At 62.6% G+C, this 22363-nt stretch carries 19 protein-coding genes and 1 tRNA gene; 9 read left to right on the plus strand and 11 right to left on the minus strand.

Annotated features, from left to right (window positions below; all coding sequences use genetic code 11):
- Entirely contained in the window at positions 1–1578 is a 1578-nt protein-coding gene (locus U5A67_RS05315) for a bifunctional 3-(3-hydroxy-phenyl)propionate/3-hydroxycinnamic acid hydroxylase (RefSeq protein ID WP_321813322.1), read from the minus strand.
- 131 nt (positions 1579–1709) lie between these two features.
- Between U5A67_RS05315 and U5A67_RS05320 the strand changes: the two genes are divergently transcribed.
- The 5 genes from U5A67_RS05320 (at position 1710) to U5A67_RS05340 (ending at position 7428) form a co-directional block, all read left to right on the plus strand.
- Positions 1710–2435 (plus strand): TetR/AcrR family transcriptional regulator, encoded by a 726-nt coding sequence (locus tag U5A67_RS05320; RefSeq protein WP_321959680.1) that lies wholly within the window; start codon positions 1710–1712, stop codon positions 2433–2435.
- 171 nt (positions 2436–2606) lie between these two features.
- Complete coding sequence (locus U5A67_RS05325) at positions 2607–3218, plus strand: glutathione S-transferase family protein (protein ID WP_205986291.1); 612 nt, start codon at positions 2607–2609, stop codon at positions 3216–3218.
- A gap of 69 nt (positions 3219–3287) precedes the next feature.
- Positions 3288–5396: a pyridoxamine 5'-phosphate oxidase family protein gene (locus tag U5A67_RS05330; protein WP_321813324.1), complete on the plus strand. Its 2109-nt coding sequence runs from the start codon at positions 3288–3290 to the stop codon at positions 5394–5396.
- An 88-nt stretch (positions 5397–5484) separates the two neighbouring features.
- A complete protein-coding gene (locus U5A67_RS05335) occupies positions 5485–6387 on the plus strand; it encodes a LysR family transcriptional regulator (RefSeq protein WP_321813325.1) in 903 nt (300 codons plus the stop codon).
- A 39-nt stretch (positions 6388–6426) separates the two neighbouring features.
- On the plus strand, positions 6427–7428 hold the full coding sequence (locus U5A67_RS05340; RefSeq protein WP_321813326.1) for a zinc-dependent alcohol dehydrogenase family protein: 1002 nt from the start codon (positions 6427–6429) through the stop codon (positions 7426–7428).
- A gap of 17 nt (positions 7429–7445) precedes the next feature.
- Here U5A67_RS05340 and U5A67_RS05345 read toward each other — a convergent pair whose 3' ends face one another.
- Positions 7446–7925, minus strand: coding sequence for an Lrp/AsnC family transcriptional regulator (locus tag U5A67_RS05345; RefSeq protein WP_205986287.1), 480 nt, complete (start codon positions 7923–7925; stop codon positions 7446–7448).
- A 152-nt stretch (positions 7926–8077) separates the two neighbouring features.
- On the opposite strand from U5A67_RS05345, the gene U5A67_RS05350 reads away from it, so the two are divergent.
- From U5A67_RS05350 to U5A67_RS05365, 4 genes are all read left to right on the plus strand, one after another.
- A complete protein-coding gene (locus U5A67_RS05350; RefSeq protein WP_321813327.1) occupies positions 8078–9295 on the plus strand; it encodes a diaminopropionate ammonia-lyase in 1218 nt (405 codons plus the stop codon).
- Between the two features lie 31 nt (positions 9296–9326).
- Entirely contained in the window at positions 9327–10490 is a 1164-nt protein-coding gene (locus U5A67_RS05355) for a M20 aminoacylase family protein (protein ID WP_321813328.1), read from the plus strand.
- Between the two features lie 33 nt (positions 10491–10523).
- Positions 10524–11774, plus strand: coding sequence for a Zn-dependent hydrolase (locus tag U5A67_RS05360; protein WP_321813329.1), 1251 nt, complete (start codon positions 10524–10526; stop codon positions 11772–11774).
- A gap of 161 nt (positions 11775–11935) precedes the next feature.
- Positions 11936–12664 (plus strand): DeoR/GlpR family DNA-binding transcription regulator, encoded by a 729-nt coding sequence (locus tag U5A67_RS05365; RefSeq protein WP_205986283.1) that lies wholly within the window; start codon positions 11936–11938, stop codon positions 12662–12664.
- A gap of 33 nt (positions 12665–12697) precedes the next feature.
- Here the strand turns inward: U5A67_RS05365 and U5A67_RS05370 are convergent, their stop codons facing one another.
- From U5A67_RS05370 to rpoD, 9 genes are all read right to left on the minus strand, one after another.
- The gene (locus U5A67_RS05370; protein WP_205986282.1) at positions 12698–13099 is read right to left on the minus strand and encodes a cytidine deaminase; all 402 of its coding nucleotides are present in this window, start codon (positions 13097–13099) and stop codon (positions 12698–12700) included.
- Between the two features lie 15 nt (positions 13100–13114).
- Positions 13115–14350 (minus strand): phosphopentomutase, encoded by a 1236-nt coding sequence (locus U5A67_RS05375; protein ID WP_321813330.1) that lies wholly within the window; start codon positions 14348–14350, stop codon positions 13115–13117.
- A 15-nt stretch (positions 14351–14365) separates the two neighbouring features.
- Complete coding sequence (gene deoA / locus U5A67_RS05380; protein WP_321813331.1) at positions 14366–15685, minus strand: thymidine phosphorylase; 1320 nt, start codon at positions 15683–15685, stop codon at positions 14366–14368.
- A 32-nt stretch (positions 15686–15717) separates the two neighbouring features.
- Positions 15718–16503, minus strand: a complete 786-nt coding sequence (gene deoC, locus U5A67_RS05385) for a deoxyribose-phosphate aldolase (RefSeq protein ID WP_321813332.1) — start codon at positions 16501–16503, stop codon at positions 15718–15720.
- A 10-nt stretch (positions 16504–16513) separates the two neighbouring features.
- Positions 16514–17788, minus strand: coding sequence for a NupC/NupG family nucleoside CNT transporter (locus U5A67_RS05390; RefSeq protein WP_321813333.1), 1275 nt, complete (start codon positions 17786–17788; stop codon positions 16514–16516).
- 38 nt (positions 17789–17826) lie between these two features.
- A complete protein-coding gene (locus U5A67_RS05395) occupies positions 17827–18822 on the minus strand; it encodes a nucleoside-specific channel-forming protein Tsx (protein WP_321813334.1) in 996 nt (331 codons plus the stop codon).
- 258 nt (positions 18823–19080) lie between these two features.
- On the minus strand, positions 19081–19380 hold the full coding sequence (locus tag U5A67_RS05400; protein WP_321813335.1) for a YXWGXW repeat-containing protein: 300 nt from the start codon (positions 19378–19380) through the stop codon (positions 19081–19083).
- Between the two features lie 308 nt (positions 19381–19688).
- A tRNA-Ile gene (locus tag U5A67_RS05405) sits at positions 19689–19776 on the minus strand.
- A gap of 169 nt (positions 19777–19945) precedes the next feature.
- Positions 19946–22357 (minus strand): RNA polymerase sigma factor RpoD, encoded by a 2412-nt coding sequence (gene rpoD / locus U5A67_RS05410; RefSeq protein WP_205986276.1) that lies wholly within the window; start codon positions 22355–22357, stop codon positions 19946–19948.
- Positions 22358–22363: the final 6 nt, after the last annotated feature.

The following is a 22363-nucleotide window of genomic DNA, read 5'->3' on the forward strand; positions in this document are numbered from 1 at the left end:
TCAGGCGCTCACCGTGGGCTGCATCGCCTCGCGCCATGCATCGACAAGCGCATTGAGCGCGTGCGCGCTTTGCGCCGCACCAAAGCTGTAAAAATCAGGCCGCGCCAGCACGGCCACTGCGTCATGCTTCGCAAGGGACTGAGCGTAGATGCCTTGCACATCGATAAAACCGCCTGCGCCAAAATGCGTGACGATCACGCCCTGCTCCTGCAATGCATGGCGATTAGTATGACTAAGCGTATCGAGCACGGCTTTATCGCGGGCAATCAATGCGAAGCGCACGCCAAAAATATCGTCGAACAAGCCACGCCGCCCCTCGAATTCGACGATACCTTGTGGCGTCAACCCGCCACTGCCCGGCGCATCCACATCAAAGCAGCCTGCGCCCAGACGCGGCTGCGGCGCTTGCGGCGCTTCGAATCCGGGCGTAGCCTGCGCGGAGCGCATTTCGCGGTCGCGTGCGGCGGCCGCAGCCGGGTCGGTGATACAGATCACCTTGCCGAGCGAGATCGAAAAATCGATGATCTCGCGCACATGATTGCAGCGCTCCGGGCCGTAACTATCGAGCAATGCATCGCCCGCCTTGCCGCGCAGGATCGCGTCGAGTCGCCAGCCCAGCGCTGCCGCGTCGCGCAAGCCGCTGCACATGCCCTGGCCCGCGAACGGCGGCATCAGATGCGCGGCGTCGCCCGCCAGCAGCACGCGGCCCGCGCGCCACTCCTTCGCCCAGCGTCCGCGGAATGTGTAGACGGCGTGACGTTCCAGCACCGCGTTTTCGGGCGTCACGTCCCAGCGCGCCAGCAGATCCCACGCCACCGAATCCTGATTCATCTGCTGCGCCGTTTCGCCCGGCAGCAGCATGAATTCCCAGCGTCGGCGTCCCGGGCCGCCCGGCACGATCGTGGTCGGGCGCGCGGGGTCGCACAGTTGCCAGGTCTTCGGCACCCATTCGCGCGGCGTTTGCGGCTTGACGTCGACCACCAGCCAGTCGAACGCAAAGCCCAGATCCTCGCAGCCGATACCCAACGCCTGACGCACCATCGAATTCGCCCCATCGGCGCCCACGACATAGCGCGCGTGGATCGTTTCTCGCTCGCCGCCGCTCACCCATCGGCCTTGCGCGAGCTGCCCTGTTTCGATGTCGATACACACGCCATCGGCATGCTCGCGCAGCGTCGTCGCCGACCAGCCCTGGCGCACGCTCACATTCGGCAATTGCTTGACGTGGCGATCGAGCACGCGCTCCAGCTCCGGCTGCGCGAACATCGTCGAGACCGGCCAGCCGCTCGGCCCATTGCCGCCCCAGTTGAAGTCCATCAGCAGTTCGTCGTTCGCGTTGCGCCACTGATAGCGGTCCGTGATCTCGGCGATGCTGTTGATATCATGGATGACCCCGCAAGCCTGAAACAGCCTGGCGATTTCGTGATCGAAATGAACCGCGCGCGGCAGCGGGTAAGGATTGGGCCAACGCTCGACCACGGCCACGCGATGCCCCGCGCGACCGAGCATCAGCGCGAGCAACTGGCCAGTCGGCCCGTAGCCGACGATCGCAACATCGACGGTCTGGTCTGCCTCCATGTGTTCTCCGGATTCGAGCCGTTCGGCGGCTCTTTTTTAAAAATGACATTTCTGTACAATTCGGACTGTATTGTCAACTTGATAAGAGTATCAATTCAATGGGGGAAACCCGAGGTGCAGTCTTGACGGCCATGCGCGCGAAGTCGAACAAACCCGCGGCCACGCTGGAACCCGCGCTGGACAAGGAAGACCACCGGATACGCACGGGCGCGGTGCGCCGCGAAGCCACGCGCCGCAAGATGCTGAGCGCGGCGGTCGGCGTGTTCGCGCAGAAGGGACCGGACGCGGCCTCGATCGACGATTTCATCGCCGCGGCGGGCGTCGCGCGCGGCACCTTCTACAACTACTTCAAGACCACGGCGGAGTTGCTGGATGCCGTGACGTCGGAATTGAGCGACGAGGTGATCGCCGGCATCGAGGTCTGCGTGGCCACCATCGACAATCCGGTCGAGCGGATCTGGATTGGCTGCCAGACTTACGTGCAGGTCGCGCTCATGCACCCCGCGTGGGGTGCGTTCATCACGCGCACCGGCATTCGCGGCGACGCCAGCGGGCGTCTGACCGATATCTATCTGCCGCGCGATCTGGAAGCGGCGCGCGCACGCGGCATCGCGCATTTCGAAAACACGCGTGCGGCGAAGGATCTGGTGATGGGCGCGATTTATCAGAGCATCGAAACGGTGCTGACCGGTGGCGCGCCCAGCGAGCATCCGCGTGCGGTGATGAAGCTTGCGCTCGGCGCGCTGGGTGTGACGCCCGCGCTCCTCGCGACGCTCGAAAAGCAGCCCTTGCCGGAGCTGGAGTTGCCCGATGGTTTGAAATCGCTCGAAGCGGCGGCCGAGACGCCGCAGCGCTAGCCGCCGGTTGCGCGCGAATTGCGGCGCGCAACTCACGCGCCCGCGCCGCATCATTCGCGTTTGCGCAATAGTGAAATCGCGCAGCGGCTGATTCTGTTCCCACGCGCGCTTGCCTAGACTGGTTGCACTACGGTCCATTCCGTACTTTCAACCAGTCGAGGAAGCCGCCTCATGAAGCTGCATTACACGCCCCTTTCCGGTCACGCACACCGCGCCCAATTGTTCCTTGCGCTGCTCGGCGTCGAACACGAACTCGTGCCGGTCGATCTCGCCGCCGGTGCGCACAAGACGCCCGCGTTTCTCGCCATGAACCGCTTCGGCCAGGTGCCGGTGCTCGAAGACGGCGAAATCATCATCGCCGATTCGAATGCGATCCTCGTCTATCTCGCCAAGAAGTACCAACGCACCGACTGGCTGCCCGAAACGCCGCTGGGTGCGGCGCAAGTGCAGCGCTGGCTTTCCGTCGCGGCAGGCCAGATCGCTTATGGCGTGTGCGCTGCGCGCCTCAATACGCTGTTCAACGCCTCATTCAACGCCGATGAAGTGATTGCCCGCGGCCACGCGAGCCTCGCCGTGATCGACGCGGAACTGGCGCAGCGCGAATGGATTGCGGCCTCGCACCCCACCATCGCCGATGTCGCGCTGTACAGCTACATCGCCAATGCGCCCGAAGGCAATGTCGATATCAGCGCGTACCGGCATGTCGATGCGTGGCTCAAGCGCGTCGAAGCGCTGCCGGGTTTTGTGGCGTTTCCGCAAAGCCGCGTCGGCTTGCGCGCGTAATCGTTCGCAAACCTGAATAAGTCGATGCGGCGACTCGATAGCGCCGCGTTCGTCCAAGGACATTCGATCATGAACACCGCCGCCGCTCTCGCCGATACCTCGCCCAAACCATCGCCGTGGCATGCGGGCGAACTGGCGATGCAGCGCGCGGCCGGTGTCGAGGAACGCATGGACGCGGTCGGGCGGCGCAATCTGCGCGATCATCTGATCGAGCAGCATCGACTGTTCTATCCGCAATTGCCGTTTGTGGTGCTGGGCGCCGTCGATGCCGCTGGCGATGTGTGGGCCACGTTGCGCGCGCAACGACCCGGTTTTATATATGCGCCCGATGCACAGCGCCTGCATGTTGCGCTCGAACGCGATGCCGACGATCCCGCCGATGCCGGTATGCAGGACGGCGCGGCGCTCGCGCTGCTCGGCATCGAATTGCCGACGCGCCGCCGCAATCGCCTCAACGGCACCGTGCAACGCAATGCGCCAGATGCAAATGCAGGTTTTGATCTGCTCGTCGAGCATAGTTACGGCAATTGCCCGCAATATATCTTCCAGCGCGATGCGACCTTCGTGCGCGATCCCGCGCAACGCAGCGAGATCGCGCCGGTTATCAGCGATCAAATGGACGAACGCGCGCGCGCTATCATCGCGCGGGCCGATTCGTTTTATGTCGCGACTTATGTGGATCGCGAGGACGGCCATCGTCAGGTGGACGTGTCGCATCGCGGCGGTAAGGCGGGCTTCGTGCGTGTGGATGAACACGGCGTCTTCACCGTGCCCGATTTCGCAGGCAACCTGTTTTTCAACACGTTGGGCAATATCGTCGCGAATCCGCGCGCGGGGCTTGTGTTCGTCGATTACGCCACGGGCGATCTGCTGCAACTGACCGGCACCGCCGAAGTACTGCTCGATTCGCCCGAAATTGCCGCGTTTCAGGGCGCGGAGCGTCTATGGCGCTTCACGCCGCAACGCGTGATTTTTCGCGCAGGCGCACTGCCGTTACGCTGGACTGCCCGCGCCAATGGCGCTTCGCCTAATTCGGCACTGACCGGAGACTGGTCCGAAGCCGATGAGCGCATGAAAGCGCAAGCACTTGAGAATACATGGCGGCCGTTCACCATAGCGCGTATCGCCGACGAAAGCCGCACGATCCGCTCGTTCTATCTGCAACCTGCCGATGGCGCGGGGCTCGTGCGCCACGAAGCGGGCCAGCATCTGCCGATTCGCGTAACGCTGCCGGGCGATACGAAGCCGACACTGCGCACTTATACGCTTTCAGTTGCGCCATCGGATGGCCTTTACCGCATCAGCGTGAAGCGCGAGGGCCGCGTATCGCGCTATCTGCACGACGTAATCCGGCGCGGCGATCGCATCGAAGCACGCGCGCCCGCCGGCAATTTCACGATCGATGCGCACGCAACCAGACCGGCTGTGCTGCTTGCCGCTGGCGTCGGCATCACGCCGATGCTCGCGATGTTGCGCCATCTCGTCTACGAAGGGCTGCGCACGCGCCATATCCGCCCGAGCTGGTTGCTCTACGCCGCCCGCACCCAAGCCGATCGCGCCTTCGACGAAGAACTGCAGGCACTCGTGCGCGCTGCAGGCGGCGCGGTAACGCTCGTCAATGTGCTCAGCGATTCGACAGGCGCGACATCCGGCAGCGACTATCAGGCGCTGGGCCGCATCGACATGGCCATGCTCGGCGAAGTGCTACCGTTCAACGACTACGACTTCTATCTGTGCGGTCCCGGCGGATTCATGCAGTCGATCTACGATGGTTTGCGCGGACTGAATATCGCCGATGCGCGCATTCACGCTGAAGCGTTTGGTCCCGCCGCGCTCAAACGAAAAGCCGACGCCAGCGCGCCGCCCGCCACGCCGCCGCGTGCGAGTGCCGGCGTCGCCGTGCCGGTGCGTTTTGCGCGCGCGACAAAGGAGGTGCAGTGGAATCCTCAGACCAGCGGCACACTGCTCGATCTCGCCGAAGCGAACGGACTCACGCCGGAATTCAGTTGCCGAGGCGGCAGTTGCGGCACTTGCCGCACGCGCATTATCGAAGGCGCGGTGGCGTACCCTGATCAGCCGCCCGCCGCTACGGTCGGCGAAAACGAGGCACTGATCTGCTGCGCCGTGCCTGCGGCTGGCGATGACGGCACCGCGCCGCCGCTGGTACTCGATCTGTGAGCGAACGGCAAACGCGCGAATGGCACCCCACTGTATACTGCGGGCATCCGTGACCCTCGTTCCGCGACTGCGCGGACCCCGACCCGCTATGGACCGTCTGCAGGCGATGACCGCTTTTCTCTCGGTGGTGGATAACGGCGGTTTCGCCGCCGCGGCGCGCAAGCTGCAGGTGTCACCGTCCGTGGTCACGCGTATCGTCAGCGAACTCGAAGATACGCTTGGCGTGCGTCTGCTCACACGCACCACGCGCATCGTGCGCGTGACCGAAGCGGGCGCGGGCTATGCAGAAAGCTGCCGGCGCATTCTCGGCGATATCGAGGAAGCAGACCATGCCGTCGCTGGCAGCCTCCAGGTTCCACGAGGACTGCTTAGCATTACCGCTTCGGTCCTGTTCGGGCGGATTTTCGTGATGCCCGTCGTGCTCGAATATCTGCGCGACTACGATGATGCCGATGTGCGCTGCTGGTTTCTCGACCGCGTGGTGAATCTGATCGACGAAGGCATCGACGTGGGCGTGCGCATCGGCGAACTGGCCGATTCGACCATGCAGGCGGTGCGCGTTGGCAGCGTGCGGCGCGTGGTCTGCGCCTCGCCCGACTATCTGGCAAGGCACGGCGTACCGCAACGTCCCGATCAACTCGACGGCCACGTGCTGATCACGGTCAGCGGTGCATCATCGTTGCCGGAATGGCGCTTTGGCGCAGGCGCGCCGCGCATTACCGCGCAAAAGCGCGCGCGGCTGTCCACCACGACCAACGATTCCGCGATTGCCGCTGCCGTCGATAGCTTCGGCATTACGCAGGCGCTTTCGTATCAGGTCGCGCAGCAACTCGACGCGGGCAAGTTGCAGATCGTCATGGCCGAATACGAGCCACCGCCGCTACCCATTCACGTCCTGCATCGCGAGGGCCGTCATGCCACGCGCAAGGTGCGTGCGTTTCTCGATCTGGCGATCGAACGTCTGCGCGCCAATGCTTCGTTAAACCGCTAATCAGCGCTTGTCCAAACGCCGCGTTAATCTGGAGACATCATGTCGTCCGACACCATGAAAGCCGCACTGCTCGCCGAAGCAAACGCCCCGTTCACGCTTACCGATGTACCGCGCCCACGCGCTGCTGCAGGCGAAGTGCTCGTACGCATCCACGCCAGCGCGGTGAATCCGCTCGACACCAAGATCCGTCGCGGCGCGGCCGGGCATGCACGGCATCCGCTGCCGGCAATTCTCGGCATCGACACGGCCGGTGAAGTCGTGGAAGTAGGCGAAGGCGTCAGCACGTTCAAGCCCGGCGACAAGGTGTTTGGCATGACCGGCGGCGTTGGCGGCGTGCAGGGTTCGCTCGCGGAATTCGCGGCGGTCGATGCAAGGCTGCTCGCCCCTGTGCCCTCCACGCTCAGTCTGCGCGAAGCCGCAACGCTGCCGCTCGCGTTTATCACCGCATGGGAAGGACTCGTCGATCGCGCACGCGTGCGGCCTGAGCAAACCGTGCTCGTACTGGGTGGCACGGGCGCAGTCGGCCAGGCGGCGATTCAGTTGACGAAAGCGCTGGGCGCGAACGTTTTTGCCACCGCAGGCGCGTCGCGCCGGGCGCTTGTAGAACGATTCGGTGTCCCTATCATCGAAAGCACACCCACGGCCGATATGGTCGAAGTCGTGCAGCGCTACACCAATGGGCGCGGTTTCGATGTGGTCTACGACACCGCAGGCGGCGAAAGCCTCGATCGCGCATTCCATGCCGTGACGCGCTTCGGTCATGTCGTCAGCGCGCTTGGCTGGGGCACGCATGCGCTCGCGCCCTTGTCCTTCCGCGCCGCCAGTTATTCTGGCGTTTTTACGCTGCTGCCGTTGCTCAGCGGCGAAGGCTGCGCCGCGCACGGCGACATTCTGCGCGAGATCGGCAAGCTCGCCGAACAGGGCAAGATCGACGTTACGCTCGATCAGCGCCGCTTCACACTCGCGAATGTCGACGACGCGCACGCGCTGGTGGAAGGACGTGAGGCGGAAGGCAAGGTCGTTGTCGATATCGCGAGTTAGCGCTTCGGCGCTACGTCTTATTCGTCCGAAGAAAGAAGCGGCACTTCCAGCCCGACCTTGACGCGACTCATGCTCACCAAGGTCTTGAAGCGCTTCACATTGTTATTCGAAAAGAACAACTGGCGCGTGAGTTCCGTGTACTGGTCCATATCGCGCACGGCAAGAATCAGCACGAAATCCCATTCTCCCGCCACGTAATAGCATTGCTGTACGTGCGGGCAGCGCGCAAACGTGCGTTTCATCGCATCGAGCAGATCGATCTGCTCGCTTTCCACTTCCACATTCGCGATCACCGTAATCGGGTAATCGGTTTTCTCGGGCGAAACGATGGCGGCGTAATGATCGATCACGCCCTCTTCCGCAAGGCGCCGCAAGCGCCGGTTCACGGCCGCTGTCGAGAGATTCACGCGCGCGCCCAATTCGCTCTGCGGCGTCTGCGCGTCGCGTTGCACCTCCATTAAAAGTTTGCAATCGAAGGTGTCGAGTGAAGTCGCCATGAATCGGGCCTTTGCGGAAACGATATTTTTTTGCGTCAAGCTACGCAATTATGCGATTTTTTTACGGGCCTTGCGCAATATCATTTCAGCACTGAAGGCGTTTCAAGCGCCGCCAATCGACATTGGGCGTCACGGCCCGGGAGTTTCGTTCCATGCTGACTGCCAATTCGCGCGCGCTGCGCGCTCTCTATCCTGACGCGCTCAAGCGCATTCTCAACGTCGCTTCCGGCGACGAAAGCCGCGCCTGGCTTTCGCAATGGGACGCAATCAGCGCGCAACCCACGCCGCTGGTCGAGCTGCCCGGCGCGGCCGCGCGTCTGGGCGTGGCGAGTGTCAGCGTCAAGGACGAATCGTTCCGCTCGCCGCTAGGCAGCTTCAAGGCGCTCGGCGCGCCCATCGCGCTGATGCGCCTGATCCTGCGTCTGTGGCCCGACCACGCAATCGATCCGCAAGCGCTGATTCAAGGCCGTCACCGCAACCTGCTGACGCATTTCACCGTGATCAGCGCAACCGACGGCAACCACGGCAAGGCGCTCGCCGCCGCCGCGCAGTCGATTGGCTGTGCCTGCGTGATCGTGCTGCACGCCAACGTGAGCGTCGAACGCGAAGAAGCCATTGCGGCCTATGGCGCGCGCATCGTGCGTATTGCCGGTAATTACGACGAATCGGTCGAACACGCCGCGCAACTGGCGCGCGACAATGGCTGGCATGTCGTTTCCGATACGTCGTACGAGGGCTACGAAACCATTCCGCGCGACGTGATGCAGGGCTATGGCGCGATTGCGGCCGAAATTATCGAGCAGGCCGGCGAATCCGCTTATACGCATGTGTTTCTGCAAGGCGGCGTGGGCGGTCTCGCGGCGGGTATCGCCAGCTATCTCTGGGAGATTCACGGCGAAAAACGTCCGCGCTTTATCGTGGTCGAACCGGGTCAGGCCGATTGCCTCTATCAAAGCGCACTCGTAGGCCGTGCCGCGAAAGCGAGCGGTTCGGTCGATTCGGTAATGGCCGGACTGGCGTGCGGAGAAACGTCGCCGCTCGCGTGGCAGATTCTCGAAGCCTGCGTGGACCACTTCATGCTGATCGAAGACGACGATGCCGTGACTGCAATGCGCACGCTGGCAGCCGGTGAAGATGACGACCTGCCGCTGGTTTCCGGCGAATCGGGTGCAGCGGGACTCGCCGGACTGGCCGTGCTGATGAACGACGCCGAACTCGCGCGCGCTGCGGGTCTGAACGCACAATCGCGCGTGCTGCTGATCAGCACCGAAGGCGCGACGGCGCCCGGTGTTTATGCCGAACTCGTCGGCGAATCGGCACAAGCCGTTGCAAAGCGCCGCGACGAACGCCTCGCCGCGCTCGCACAATAAGACCACGCCCAACCCTGATATGGACACGCTCATGGAAAGCACGCTGCAAGGGCAACTCAAAAGCTGGCGCCATCATCTGCATCAGCGTCCCGAAACGGGCTTCGAAGAAGTCGATACCTCCGACTACGTCGCGCGCATTCTGAAGACGCTGGGGCTCGAAGTCGAACGCGGCATCGGCGGCACCGGGCTGGTGGCGAATCTGCGCGTGGGCAGCGGCACGCGCGCCATCGGCTTGCGTGCCGACATGGACGCGCTCAATATCGCCGAGCACGCGCCGGGACGCGCCCATGCGTCGCTCAACGCCGGCAAGATGCACGCATGCGGACACGACGGCCATATGTCGATGATCCTGGGCGCTGCGCGTCTGCTGGCCGAACGGCGCGATTTCGACGGCACGGTACGCTTTATTTTTCAGCCCGCCGAAGAACACGGCCGCGGAGCCAAGGCGATGATGGCCGATGGCCTGTTCGAGCGCTTTCCTGTCGACGCGATCTTCGGCGCTCACAATATGCCCGGCATGCGCGCGGGCAGCTTTTCGACGCGTCCTGGCGGCATCATGGCCAGTGAAGATAACTTCGTTATCCATATCAAGGCGCGCGGCACGCATGCGGCGCGTCCGCATATGGGCATCGATCCTATCGTGATCGCTTCGCAGATCGTGCTCGCGCTGCAAACAATCGTCTCGCGCAATCTCGATCCGGGCCTGCAAGCCGTGATCTCATGCACGGAATTCATCACCGACGGCATTCGCAATGTGATCCCGTCGAACGTCACCATTAAAGGCGACACGCGCAGCTATTCGAAGGACGTGCAGGCGCTGCTGGAAACGCGTATGCGCGAAATCAGCGAAGGCATTTGCCGCACTCACGGCGCCGAATGCGAATTCGAATACACGCACGAATTCGCGCCTACCGTGAATTCGCCGGAATACGTCGATCTTGCCGTTACAGCGGCGCGCAATATCGCCGGAGAAAACGCGGTCGATGCGAATGTTCAGCCCATGATGATCTCCGAAGACTTCGGCGCATTCCTGCAAGCCGTGCCCGGCAATTTCATATTCATCGGCAATGGCGAAACCAATGCGCAAGGCGGCGTGCCGCTGCATAACGCCACCTACGACTTCAACGATGACATTCTGGAAACCGGCGCGCGCTATTTCGCGGAAGTTGCGCGCCTCGCGCTGCCGCGCAATTGAGCCGCCCTTATCCCTTCGAACGACAGACAGCAGATGAATACCGATACGACCTTGCGCATCGACGGCCCACGCCTGATCCAGCAATTGAAGGAACTGGGCGACATCGGCATCGATCCAGAAGTCGGCGGGCGCACCCGCATTGCGCTCACGGATGCCGAACGCGATGGCCGCGACCGCGTGGTCGCCTGGATGCGCGAACTCGATCTGGACGTTCGTGTAGACCGCATCGGCAATCTCTTCGGCACGTTGCGGGCGGATGCGGATAACGGCGACGGTACGCATCGCCCGCTGATGATGGGCTCGCATATCGACACCGTGAAGAATGCCGGTGCGCTCGATGGCTGCTATGGCGTGCTGGCCGGACTGGCCGTGGTGCGCGCGTTTCGCGAGGCGGGCGTCAAGCCGCGCCGCTCGATCACCATCGGTGCCTTTACCAACGAGGAAGGCGTGCGGTATCAGCCCGATATGATGGGTTCGCTAGTCTATGCAGGCGGTCTCGACACAGACGTTGCGCTTGCAACGATCGGCATCGACGGTACGCGCCTGGGCGACGAACTTGCACGCATCGGCTACGCGGGCGAGATGGAACCGGGCGCTATCGTGCCGCACGAATATGTCGAGTTGCACATCGAACAAGGGCCGATTCTCGAAGCGGAGCAGATTCAGATTGGCGTGGTCGAAAATCTTCAGGGTATTTCGTGGCAACGGGTGACCGTGCAAGGCAATGCCAATCACGCGGGCACCACGCCTACGCGGCTACGCCATGACGCGGGTTATGTAGCGGCAGCGACGGTGGCGTTTCTGCGCGAGCTCGCGGTCACGTCCGGCACGACGCTCGCGACCATCGGCATGCTCAATATCGAGCCGAACGTCATTAACGTAATTCCGCGCAAAGCAGTTTTCACCGTGGATTTGCGTGATCCCGATGAGCAGCGCCTTCAGGACGCAGAGCGCAAACTCGTCGAGTTTCTCGCGCAGATCGCGGAGCAAGAAGGCGTGAGTATCGGCACGGAGCGGCTCGTGCGCTTCGAGCCGGTGATCTTTGACGCCGGTATTGCGGACACCATCGAAGCTTCGGCGCAGAGCCTGGGATTCTCGCATCGGCGTATGACGTCGGGCGCGGGACATGATGCGCAGATGATTGCGCGCATGGCGCCCGCTGCGATGATTTTTGTGCCCAGCCGTGGCGGCATCAGTCACAACCCGCGCGAACATACCGACGAATCGCAATTGATCGACGGCGCGCGCGTGTTGCTCGATGTCGTGCTGCGCAGGCTCACCTGATTCGGAATCCTGATCGAATCAATCTAACGTAGCAGCGATCTGTCCTGCAAATGTGCGCTATTGCACAAACCAGGCCAGATCGCGCCCGCCCTCTTGTTATAATCCTCGCATCGCCATGCCCTGAACGCGCCCTCTGCCGCATCCAGTCCCTCAGGACTTCCATGCTGAAATCTGAACGTCTTTCCGCACTCGCCGACGCTATCGCTCAACACAAGGTCGTGCATCTGCGCGATGCGGCCACGCTGATGGGCGTGTCGGAAATGACGGTACGCCGCGACATTGCCGCCCGCCCCGATCAATTCACGTATCTGCGCGGCTATATCGTCAGCGCAACCGACGTGCAGAACGGCACGGGTTATTCTCTCGAACAGGAAAAGGATCATTTCGCCCAGGCAAAAGCCGAAGCATCGGCCATCGCCGCGAAACTGATCGCCGATAACGACACCCTGTTCGTCGATTGCGGCACGACACTCGCCACGCTCGCGCGGCTGATTCCCGCCGATCTGCAGGTCACCGTGGTGTGCTATTCGCTGAATGTGGCGGAGATTCTGCGCCGCAAGCCCAATGTGCGCATGATCCTGCTAGGCGGCCTTTACGTGCCCGCCTCCGATTCGTTTTCCGCCGATGAAACGCTCGAAATCCTGCGGCGCATGGGCATCAACAAAGCCTTTATTTCCGCAGGCGGCGTGGACGAAACGCGCGGCGTGACCTGCTGGAATTTTCACGAAGTAGCCATCAAACAGGCCGCCATGCACAGCGCCGTCGAACGCCATCTGATCGTCGACAGCAGCAAGTTTGGCGTGGTGAAGGCCGCGCGCTTCTCGCAGATCGGCGAATTCGATTCGATCATCACCGAACAAGGGCAAACGCTGCGCAAGCGCACGGGTTGAAGCGGCGGCACGCTCGCGCCGCCGTTCGATGACTTACTGCGCCGGCTTCAGATAAAACGCTTCGGGCAGCAAGGCGTCTGCGCTCGTGACGCGCACATCGCCCTTGAGATTGACCAGCACCACTTCCAGCGCTGGCGAACCCAGTTCGATCATCACCTGGCGGCACGCGCCGCACGGCGCCACCGGGCCGTCCGTTTCGGCGACCACGGCCATCGTCGCGAAGTCGCCGGGACGATAACCGGCCGCAATCGCCGAAAACAGCGCCGTGCGTTCCGCACAATTACACAAGCCATATGAAGCGTTTTCCACGTTGCAGCCGTGGAAAACCTTGCCGTCCTTCGTATGCAGCGCCGCGCCAACCTTGAAGCGCGAATACGGTGCATAGGCTTTCTCGCGCGCGGCTTTGGCCGCTTCGATCAGGGTCTGTTGATCCATTGAGTCATGCTCCTTTTATCGTGTCATGGACGGCGCGCCCAGGAACGCGACGCCGTCCGCAAATGAGTCGAGACCGAACCACTGGGCCAGACTCTGGCCGAGATCGGCGAACGAGCCGCGCACGCCCAGAGAACCCGGCGCGACGCGCTTTCCGTAAGCCAGCAGCGGTACATGTTCGCGCGTGTGATCGGAGCCGGGCCAGGTGGGATCGCAGCCATGATCGGCCGTGAGTATCAGCACATCGTCCTCGCGCAGCAGCGGATAAAGTTGCGCAAGCAACGAATCGAAACGCTCCAGTTCGTTCGCATAGCCCGCCACATTGCGGCGATGCCCGTAAAGCTGATCGAAGTCGACAAGATTCGTCATCACGAGACTGAATTCAGGCGCCTCGCGCACGGCTTCGAGTGTCGCGTGCCACAAGGCATCGAGCCCATCGGCCTTGATCTTTTGCGTGACGCCCACACCCGCGTAAATATCCGAAATCTTGCCGATGGCGATCACCTCGCCGCCCGCCTTCGCAAGCTTTTCCAGCAAGGTCGGCGCGGGCGGCGGCACGGCCAGATCGCGGCGGTTGCCAGTGCGCTTGAAATCGCTGCGATCGTTGCCCGAGAAAGGCCGCGCGATCACGCGGCAGATGTTGTAGCGATCCACTTCCTCGCGTGCGATGTCGCAGAGCGCGTAGAGGCGGTCGAGCCCGAAGGTCGCCTCATGACAGGCGATCTGGAACACGGAATCGGCGGAAGTATAGAAGATCGGTTTGCCGGTAGCGATGTGCTCTTCGCCCAGCGCCGCGATGATTTCCGTACCCGACGCGTGACAGTTGCCGATATAGCCCGGCAACCCCGCGCGGCGCACCAGCGTATCGAGTAGTTCCGGCGGGAATGTATTGGCAGGCTTCGAGAAATAGCCCCAGTCGAAACGCACCGGCACGCCCGCGAGTTCCCAATGTCCCGAAGGCGTATCCTTGCCCGACGACACCTCGCATGCCGCGCCATACGCGCCCATCAATTCGGGCTTCGCGCTCATGCCGGCGGGCAACGCGCCAGTCGCCAGTTCGCTCGCGAGCGCGAGACCCAGGCGTTCGAGTTGCGGCACCTTGAGTGGCCCGCTGCGTTCGGCCGTATCGCATGCGCCTTGTGCGCAGCGCTCGGCGATATGGCCGAACGTATTCGAGCCGATGTCATTGAAACGCTCGGCATCGGGCGCCGCGCCGATACCCAGCGAATCCATTACCAGTACGATCGCGCGCATGCAGATCTCCCGCGCTCAATCGAGCAAGGCGTGAATCGTCGGCGGCAGTGCGGCCGCTTGATCGGCGATCGTGTAGGCGCGCTGCACTTCGCTCACCGCGCGTTTTGCGGCGCCCTCGTTCTGCGCGTGCACGACGCCGATCGGCTGACCTTCGCTCACACGCTCGCCCAATTCGATCAACGCCGACAAACCCACCGAATAATCGAGCGTATCGGTCGTCTTCATGCGCCCGCCACCCAGTCCCACCACGGCAATACCCAGCGCTCGCGCATCCACGCGCGCAATTGCGCCGCCGCGCGGCGCGGGCACCGGCACGATCACATTGGCGCGCGCGAGATGCGCTTGCGGGCGCTCCAGCAGATCCGCCGGACCGCCCAGCGCCTTCACCATGCGTGCGAAACGCTCGGCCGCCGCGCCCGATTCGAGCACCGCCAGCAGACGCGCATGCGCATCCGCTTCATCTTTTGCCAGCTTGCCGATAACGAGCATCTGCGCGGCCAGCGCCATCGTCACTTCGTGAAGGCGCGTGGGACGCGACTTGCCGCTCAGATAATCGATTGCGCACGCAACTTCCAGCGCGTTGCCCGCGCACGGCGCGAGCGACTGACTCATGTCGGTGAGCGTGGCCGTGGTCTTCATGCCCGCGCCATTGCCGACGTCGACAATACTGCGCGCAAGTTCCACCGATTTTTCGTAGGTCGGCATGAACGCGCCGGAGCCGACTTTCACGTCCATCGCGAGACCGTCGAGTCCTGCGGAGAGCTTCTTCGAGAGAATCGACGCCGTGATCATCGACACCGATTCGACCGTGGCCGTCACGTCGCGCACCGCATAGATGCGCTTGTCGGCAGGCGCAAGACGCGCGGTCTGGCCGATGATCGCCACGCCCACTTCCTTGACCACGCGGCGGAATGTGTCCGTATCCGGCGCGACGTTATAGCCGGGAATCGATTCGAACTTGTCGAGCGTGCCGCCCGTGTGCCCGAGGCCGCGCCCGGAGATCATCGGCACATAGCCGCCGCAGGCGGCCACCATCGGCCCGAGCAGCAGCGAGGTCAGATCGCCCACGCCGCCGGTCGAATGCTTGTCCACGACCGGGCCGTTCAGGTTGAGCGCGCGCCAGTCGAGCACGTCGCCGGAGTCGCGTTGCGCGAGCGTGAGCGCCACGCGCGCGTCGATGGGCAATTCGTTGAAATAGACGGCCATCGCGAAAGCAGCGATCTGGCCTTCGGTGACGTGGCCGCTCGTTACCCCTTCGACAAATTGCGCGATTTCCTGCTGGTCGAACGGTTGGCGGTCGCGCACTTTGCGCACGAATTCCTGAGGCAGAAACATGATTTGCACTCCCTACGATCTTCGATATTGATTCAATACGCGCTGGAACGCTGAGCGTTCGCGCCGTGACCGAGCGTGGCCAGCAGATTGCCGAGCAGGCTCGATGCGCCAAAGCGGAACTTCGCGGGCACCGTGTAGCCCACGCCCAGTTCGCGTTCCACCAGCGCCAGATATGCAGCGGCTTCCTGCGCCGTACGCACGCCGCCGGCCGCCTTGAAACCCACCGTGCGCCCTGCTTCGCGAATCGCCGCGAGCATGGCGGCCGCCGCGTCGAGCGTGGCGTTGACGCTCACCTTGCCGGTCGAGGTCTTGATGAAATCCGCGCCGGCTTCGATAGCGATCTCACTTGCACGGCGGATCAGCGCGGTATCGCGCAACTCGCCCGTTTCCAGGATCACCTTGAGACATTTGTCGCCCGCCGCCACCCGGCTTTGCGCGACCAGTTCGCGGCCCACCTTTGCATCGCCCGCGAGCAGCGCACGATAGGGAAACACCACATCGATCTCATCGGCGCCCAACGCCACGGCTTCTGCCGTTTCGCGCGCCGCCGCTTCGGGATCGGCGGGGCCCGCGGGGAAGTTCGTGACGGTCGCGATCGGCAGCGTGAGCCCTTGCGCCGCCAGCGCCGCGCGCGCCGTGCCCACGAAACGCGGATACACGCATAGCGCGGCCGGTGTGCCCACGGGCGTATCGGCGGATGCGGCGAGCGCTTCGATCGACGCGTCGGTGTCGTCGTCGTTGAGCGATGTGAGGTCGATGAGATGCAGCGCCTGCAAGGCGCGCTGCGCGAGCTGATTGCGTGTCAATGCCTGGTCCATGAAAAGCCCATCAGGAAAGAGAGAAAAACAATCCGGCGATCGTCGCGCTCATGAGATTCGAGAGCGTCGCGGCGGCGAGTGCGCGCAGACCGAAGCGCGCGACATCGCCACGCAATTCCGGCGCGACGGCAGTGAAGCCGCCCGTGAGAATCGCGATCGACGAAAAATTGGCAAAACCGCACAGCGCGAACGAGACGATCGCGATCGTTTTAGGCGTGAGCAGCGGCAGCCCCGCTGCCACCACATGCGCGCTGTCCTGCAGATACGGCGACAGCCCGCTATACGCGACAAACTCGTTGAGAATCAGCTTCTGGCCGATAAAATTGCCGGCCACCACCGAATCCTGCCACGGTACGCCGATCAACCATGCGAGCGGTGCAAACAGCGCGCCCAGCAACGATTGCAGCGTGACGTGCGCGAAGCCGAGCCAGCCGGCCACCACGCCCACGCCTGCATTGAGCAGCGCGATCAGGCCGATGAACGCCACCAGCATGGTGCCGACGTTGACCGCGATCTTCAGGCCCACGCTCGCGCCCGAAGCGCCCGCTTCGATCACGCTGGTGGCGCGCTTTTCGTCGAATTCGAGCGTGCCGAGTTCCACGCGGCTGGCTTCGACCGAAGGGCACAGCATTTTGCCGAACAGCAGACCGCCCGGAATCGCCATGAACGAGGCCGCGAGCAGATATTCCATCTTCACGCCCAGCCCCGCATAACCCGCCAGCACCGAACCGGCCACCGACGCCATGCCGCTCGACATCACCGCGAAAATCTCCGGCCCCGAGAGGCGGCGCACGAAGGGCTTCACGAAGGCCGGCATTTCGCTCTGGCCGAGGAAGATCGTCGCCACGGCCGAGCAGCCTTCGGCGCGGCTCACGCCCAGCAGTTTCGACAGCCCCGTGCCGATGATCGCGATGATCCACTTCATCACGCCGAGGTAATAGAGCACGGCGATCAGTGAAGTCACGAAGATGATCATCGGCAAGACGCGCAGGCCGAATGCGAAACCATCGGCGCCGAACAGCGCGAACATCTTGTCGCCCACCAGCCCGCCGAACAGGAATGCGAGCCCGTGCTGGCCCATTTCGAGCACGCCGTTCACGGCGTTGGCGACGAGCGCCAGCACATGGCGTCCCATCGGCACGAACAGCACCAGCGCGCCAATCACGATCTGCGTGGCGAGCGCGGCAATCACCGTGCGCGGACTCACCGCGCCGCGATTCATCGACAGACAGTAGCCAACCACCAGCAGCACCAGAATGCCGCATAGACTGCGCAGGATATCCATATTGAATCCTTTAGGAATGGGAAGTGCCCTGGAACCGCTTAAAACCGATACCCGACGCTGGCGTAATAGCCCCAGCCAGTCGAGCGGTTCTGGAAGGGTCCGCTGCCAAAATTCAGCGTGGTGCCATTCCATTGCCCGCCGTTGTGGAAATAGCGCGCTGCGGTCCAGAAGCGCCAATGTTTGAATTCGTAGATCAACACGTTGGTCGAGACGAATGCGGTGTCGCTGCGCGTGTTGCCGCCGGATTCTTCGGCAAGGCGCGAGCCGAAGTCGTAATTGAAAAAGCTCACGAATGTGAGGTTGCCGCCGCTGAACGTGCCGATCGGATAGACGACTTTCATCTGCGCGCGATAGCCGTCCCAACTGTTCGCGTTGGCCGCGCCATAGTTTTCCCACTGGCGCCGCACGTAGAGATTCGCGGAAAGATAGACCGGCAGCGGCGTGGCGATATCGGTGCCGAGGCCCATATAGAGCGTGTTCTGGCGGCCCGACACGTTATGTCCCTGGTCGTAGATCCAGTCGAACGCGGCGTACCACTCCTTGAACGGCCCGAAGCCCAGATGCCGGCCCACGAGATCGTCGATGGAGACGCGCGGCTCCTGCTCCGTGAAAAGGGGCGAGCCTTTATTCGTGATGCCCGTGTCATAGCCATTGCCGACGCCGAAAGCGCGTGGCACATCGACATAGCCGTACAGGTCGAACGGCCCTTTGCGGCCGAAGTATTCGTACTCCAGATACACGTCGTTCGTGAGATACGGGCCGAAGCGAATATCCTTCGAACCAATCACGCCGATGCTCTGGTGCAGCCAGTCCGATAGATAGCGCGGCGCCGCCTGTGTAGCGGACACGGCAGCGGTATTCAGTTCAGGCGGCGTACCGCCGGTTTCGGCCAGCGTATCGGCGTGTGCGTGTGGTGCGTTCGATGCGAGCGCAACGACACTTGCCGCCACGGCCACCATCGCGCCGAAACGGTAACGATGCGCCGGTGCGGGTGTCTGCGCTCCTGAGCGCCACGGTCTCCTCCTTGGGTCCACGGTCTGCTTCCCTTATCTGTCTTGAATATCCCATGCATTTGGGATAACTGGAACATATTTTGTTATGTTTATAACATTATCAAAAATGTTTGTTCCACAGGCTCAGGGAAAACCAGAGAAATCAGCAGAGGGCTTGCGGTCGCGCAGAGGATGCGCGCGCGGAGAACGGTGCGAAGAGCGGCCAGGCGGGATTTCGTTGTATGGACGCGCGCGCCGCTTGCCATGCGTCGCGCGTGCGTGAGGGTCCGGGTCAGGCGTCTAGCGTATCCAGCGGCCTTCCATCCAGCGCCACTGTGCGCCCTCGTGAACCCAGCGGCCCGGCTCCCAGCGGAATCCCGGCCGCACCGCGAGCCAGTGGCCGCCGACCCAGACGTAGTGACCGCCCACCCAGTTCCAGTGTCCAGAATCCCAGATGAAACCCGGCCGCCCGGCGGGAATGACTTCGGCGCGCGGAGGCGGTGGCGCGATTGTTGCGATGATCACCGCGGCGTACACCGTCGCGGCCACAAGTGTGCTGCCTGCACTGGCCAGCAATGTCACCAGGATACGTGGCTTCATCGCGACCTCCGCTTGTCGAGTGTTTGGGCTGAAACCGGCGATGCGTTAATTAACATATCGGACTCCGTATTACTCCGGGTATTAGCAGGAAAATAATGCTACCCAGAGAGCGCCCGACGCGCGCGTTGCGCACAAGATTTAACAGGATCGATTGAAGCGCGCCAGCCCGTTGAATAACATTGAAACCGCTACGAGAAAATGAAGAGACAGGATGAGGTGCCGCGATAAAAATACTTCGTCATGCGAAGCAATTCAGCACCAAAAAGAAACTGGACGAACAGCATCCAGGTGACAACAAAACAGAAAACTGGTGGGCCGGGTGGGGTTCGAACCCACGATGGGATTTCTCCGGTGGATTATGAGTCCACTGCCTGCAACCAACACGGCGTCCAGCCCACGGAGTTAAAGCAAGAGAGCGTCATCAAAAAAGCCCGGTCTGAAAGAGCCGGGCTTTTCGACGGCAGGCCGACATACTACACGAAACCGGGCCGGCCTGGCCATCCATCACACGTATTTCCTTGCGTTACATGCGTTCTGCCTTAAAAAGCATTGAACGCATGCCCCATCAATTGCCCTCGAGGAACGACTTGAGCTTGTCCGAACGGCTCGGGTGACGCAGCTTGCGCAGCGCCTTCGCCTCGATCTGGCGAATCCGCTCACGCGTCACGTCGAACTGCTTGCCCACTTCTTCGAGCGTGTGATCCGTACTCATCTCGATACCGAAGCGCATGCGCAGTACCTTGGCTTCGCGCGGCGTAAGCGAATCGAGCACGTCCTTCACCACATCGCGCATCGAGGCATGCAGCGCGGCATCGGCCGGCGCCACCGTGTTGTTGTCCTCGATGAAGTCGCCCAGATGCGAATCGTCGTCGTCGCCGATCGGCGTTTCCATGGAGATCGGCTCCTTCGCGATCTTCATGATCTTGCGGATCTTGTCCTCCGGCATTTCCATTTTCTCGGCCAGCGTTGCCGGGTCGGGCTCGAGACCGGTTTCCTGCAGAATCTGCCGCGAAATACGGTTCATCTTGTTGATCGTCTCGATCATGTGAACCGGAATGCGGATCGTGCGCGCCTGGTCCGCGATCGAGCGCGTGATGGCCTGACGGATCCACCACGTCGCGTAAGTCGAGAACTTGTAGCCGCGGCGATATTCGAACTTGTCCACCGCCTTCATCAGGCCGATGTTGCCTTCCTGGATCAGATCGAGGAACTGCAGACCGCGGTTGGTGTACTTCTTCGCGATCGAGATCACGAGACGCAGGTTGGCCTCGGTCATCTCGCGCTTGGCCTGACGCGCCTTCAGTTCGCCCGCCGCCATCTGGCGGTTGGTTTCCTTGAGGTCCTTGAGCGGCAGCACCACGCGCGCCTGCAGATCGAGCAGACGCTGCTGCTGTTCGCGGATCGCCGGCACGTTGCGCGAGAGAATCGCGCTGTACGAATGGCTTTCGGCAACAACCTTGTCGGCCCAGTCGAGATCGGTTTCATTGCCGGGGAAGCGCGTGATGAATTCCGAACGCGGCATGCCGCATTTATCGACGACCGTGTGCAGGATCTGGCGTTCGACCTGGCGCACTTCGTCCACTTGCGCACGCAGCGTGTCGCACAGACGCTCGACGGTACGTGCCGTGAAGCGGATCGACATCAGCTCGGTCTGAATCGTTTCCTGCGCCTTCAGATAGGCCTTCGACTTGTAGCCTTCCTTCTCGAACGCGCGGCGCATCTTGTCGAACCATTCGCTGATGAGCGCGAACTTGTCGAGCGCGGAGCGCTTGAGGGCTTCGAGCTGCGCCGCATTGGCCGTCGCCTGCGCCGTGCCGTCGTCCTCCTCTTCTTCGCCCTCTTCCTCTTCTTCCTCTTCGGCGTTTTCGTCCTCGTTCTCGATCTCTTCCGCTTCCTTGGCGTTGAAGCCATCGGTGTCTTCGGCGTTGGGATCGATCAGGCCGTCGACGAGCTCATCGACGCGAATCTCGTCGTTCGCCACGCGTTCGGCCATGGCGAGAATATCGGCGATGGTGGTCGGGCAGGCGGAGATCGCCATGACCATGTGCATGAGGCCGTCTTCGATACGCTTGGCGATTTCGATTTCGCCTTCGCGCGTGAGCAGCTCGACGGTGCCCATTTCGCGCATGTACATCCGCACCGGGTCGGTCGTGCGGCCGAACTCGGAATCGACGGTGGACAGGGCGACTTCGGCTTCCTCTTCGACTTCGTCGTCGGACGAGGCGTTGGGCGCGTTGTCGTTGAGCAGCAGCGTTTCAGCATCGGGCGCCTGTTCGTAGACGGCGACGCCCATGTCGTTGAACGTGCTGATGATGCCTTCGATCGCCTCGGTTTCCGTGAAGTTATCCGGAAGGTGATCGTTGATTTCGGCGTAGGTGAGGTAGCCGCGCTCCTTGCCAAGCTTGATGAGCGCGCGCAGCTTGTTGCGGCGCTCTTCGAGTTCCTCGACGGTACCGGGCTGCGAGGAAGAGAAGGCGTCCTTCAGCAGCGCCTTTTCCTTCGCTCGCCGGTCGCGCGCACGGGTGGTCTTTTCACCCTTGCCCGCGGTGGGCGTGCTTTCTTCGCTCTGGTTCGCGTCGTCATCGACGGACACTTCATTCAGCTTTTTCGTCATGGAGTTCGCCGTACCGGCTGTAGTCTCGACTCGCGGCTGTTGGACAACAGCCTCTTGAACCGTGGATACTGGAGCCTCGCGCTCTGCCGCATCGTCCGCAACGGCAGGCACTTGCCTTGCACTACTCGGACCACCGGACCGCTTCGTTGCCGGTTGCGTGACAGCCTTCGCCGCACGTGTGGGCGCCGCTCGCGCGGCCGAAGCAGCCAGGGTTTTCTTCCGGACTGCGGGAACTTCATGACTGGCGGTTGCCGCATTGCGGCGGGAACGGGCGGAAGTTGCGGGCCTGGCCTCTATGACCGTATCGGTCTGCTCCGTCGAGCTGTCGCCTGCCGCCTTCTTTCCACCTGTAGTCTTTGCCATTGCCAT

Origin of the sequence: Paraburkholderia sp. J69-1, from assembly GCF_905220255.1 — a bacterium.
GTDB lineage: Bacteria > Pseudomonadota > Gammaproteobacteria > Burkholderiales > Burkholderiaceae > Paraburkholderia.

Coding starts and splice junctions, on each gene's coding strand:
- U5A67_RS05355 (WP_321813328.1), top strand. CDS start 9,327: ATGGAAAGCACGCTGCAAGGGCAACTCAAAAGCTGGCGCCATCATCTG.
- U5A67_RS05330 (WP_321813324.1), top strand. CDS start 3,288: ATGAACACCGCCGCCGCTCTCGCCGATACCTCGCCCAAACCATCGCCG.
- U5A67_RS05390 (WP_321813333.1), bottom strand. CDS start 17,788: ATGGATATCCTGCGCAGTCTATGCGGCATTCTGGTGCTGCTGGTGGTT.
- U5A67_RS05365 (WP_205986283.1), top strand. CDS start 11,936: ATGCTGAAATCTGAACGTCTTTCCGCACTCGCCGACGCTATCGCTCAA.
- U5A67_RS05345 (WP_205986287.1), bottom strand. CDS start 7,925: ATGGCGACTTCACTCGACACCTTCGATTGCAAACTTTTAATGGAGGTG.
- U5A67_RS05360 (WP_321813329.1), top strand. CDS start 10,524: ATGAATACCGATACGACCTTGCGCATCGACGGCCCACGCCTGATCCAG.
- U5A67_RS05325 (WP_205986291.1), top strand. CDS start 2,607: ATGAAGCTGCATTACACGCCCCTTTCCGGTCACGCACACCGCGCCCAA.
- U5A67_RS05335 (WP_321813325.1), top strand. CDS start 5,485: ATGGACCGTCTGCAGGCGATGACCGCTTTTCTCTCGGTGGTGGATAAC.
- U5A67_RS05370 (WP_205986282.1), bottom strand. CDS start 13,099: ATGGATCAACAGACCCTGATCGAAGCGGCCAAAGCCGCGCGCGAGAAA.
- U5A67_RS05340 (WP_321813326.1), top strand. CDS start 6,427: ATGTCGTCCGACACCATGAAAGCCGCACTGCTCGCCGAAGCAAACGCC.
- deoA (WP_321813331.1), bottom strand. CDS start 15,685: ATGTTTCTGCCTCAGGAATTCGTGCGCAAAGTGCGCGACCGCCAACCG.
- U5A67_RS05400 (WP_321813335.1), bottom strand. CDS start 19,380: ATGAAGCCACGTATCCTGGTGACATTGCTGGCCAGTGCAGGCAGCACA.
- U5A67_RS05350 (WP_321813327.1), top strand. CDS start 8,078: ATGCTGACTGCCAATTCGCGCGCGCTGCGCGCTCTCTATCCTGACGCG.
- U5A67_RS05320 (WP_321959680.1), top strand. CDS start 1,710: ATGCGCGCGAAGTCGAACAAACCCGCGGCCACGCTGGAACCCGCGCTG.
- U5A67_RS05375 (WP_321813330.1), bottom strand. CDS start 14,350: ATGCGCGCGATCGTACTGGTAATGGATTCGCTGGGTATCGGCGCGGCG.
- deoC (WP_321813332.1), bottom strand. CDS start 16,503: ATGGACCAGGCATTGACACGCAATCAGCTCGCGCAGCGCGCCTTGCAG.
- U5A67_RS05315 (WP_321813322.1), bottom strand. CDS start 1,578: ATGGAGGCAGACCAGACCGTCGATGTTGCGATCGTCGGCTACGGGCCG.
- rpoD (WP_205986276.1), bottom strand. CDS start 22,357: ATGGCAAAGACTACAGGTGGAAAGAAGGCGGCAGGCGACAGCTCGACG.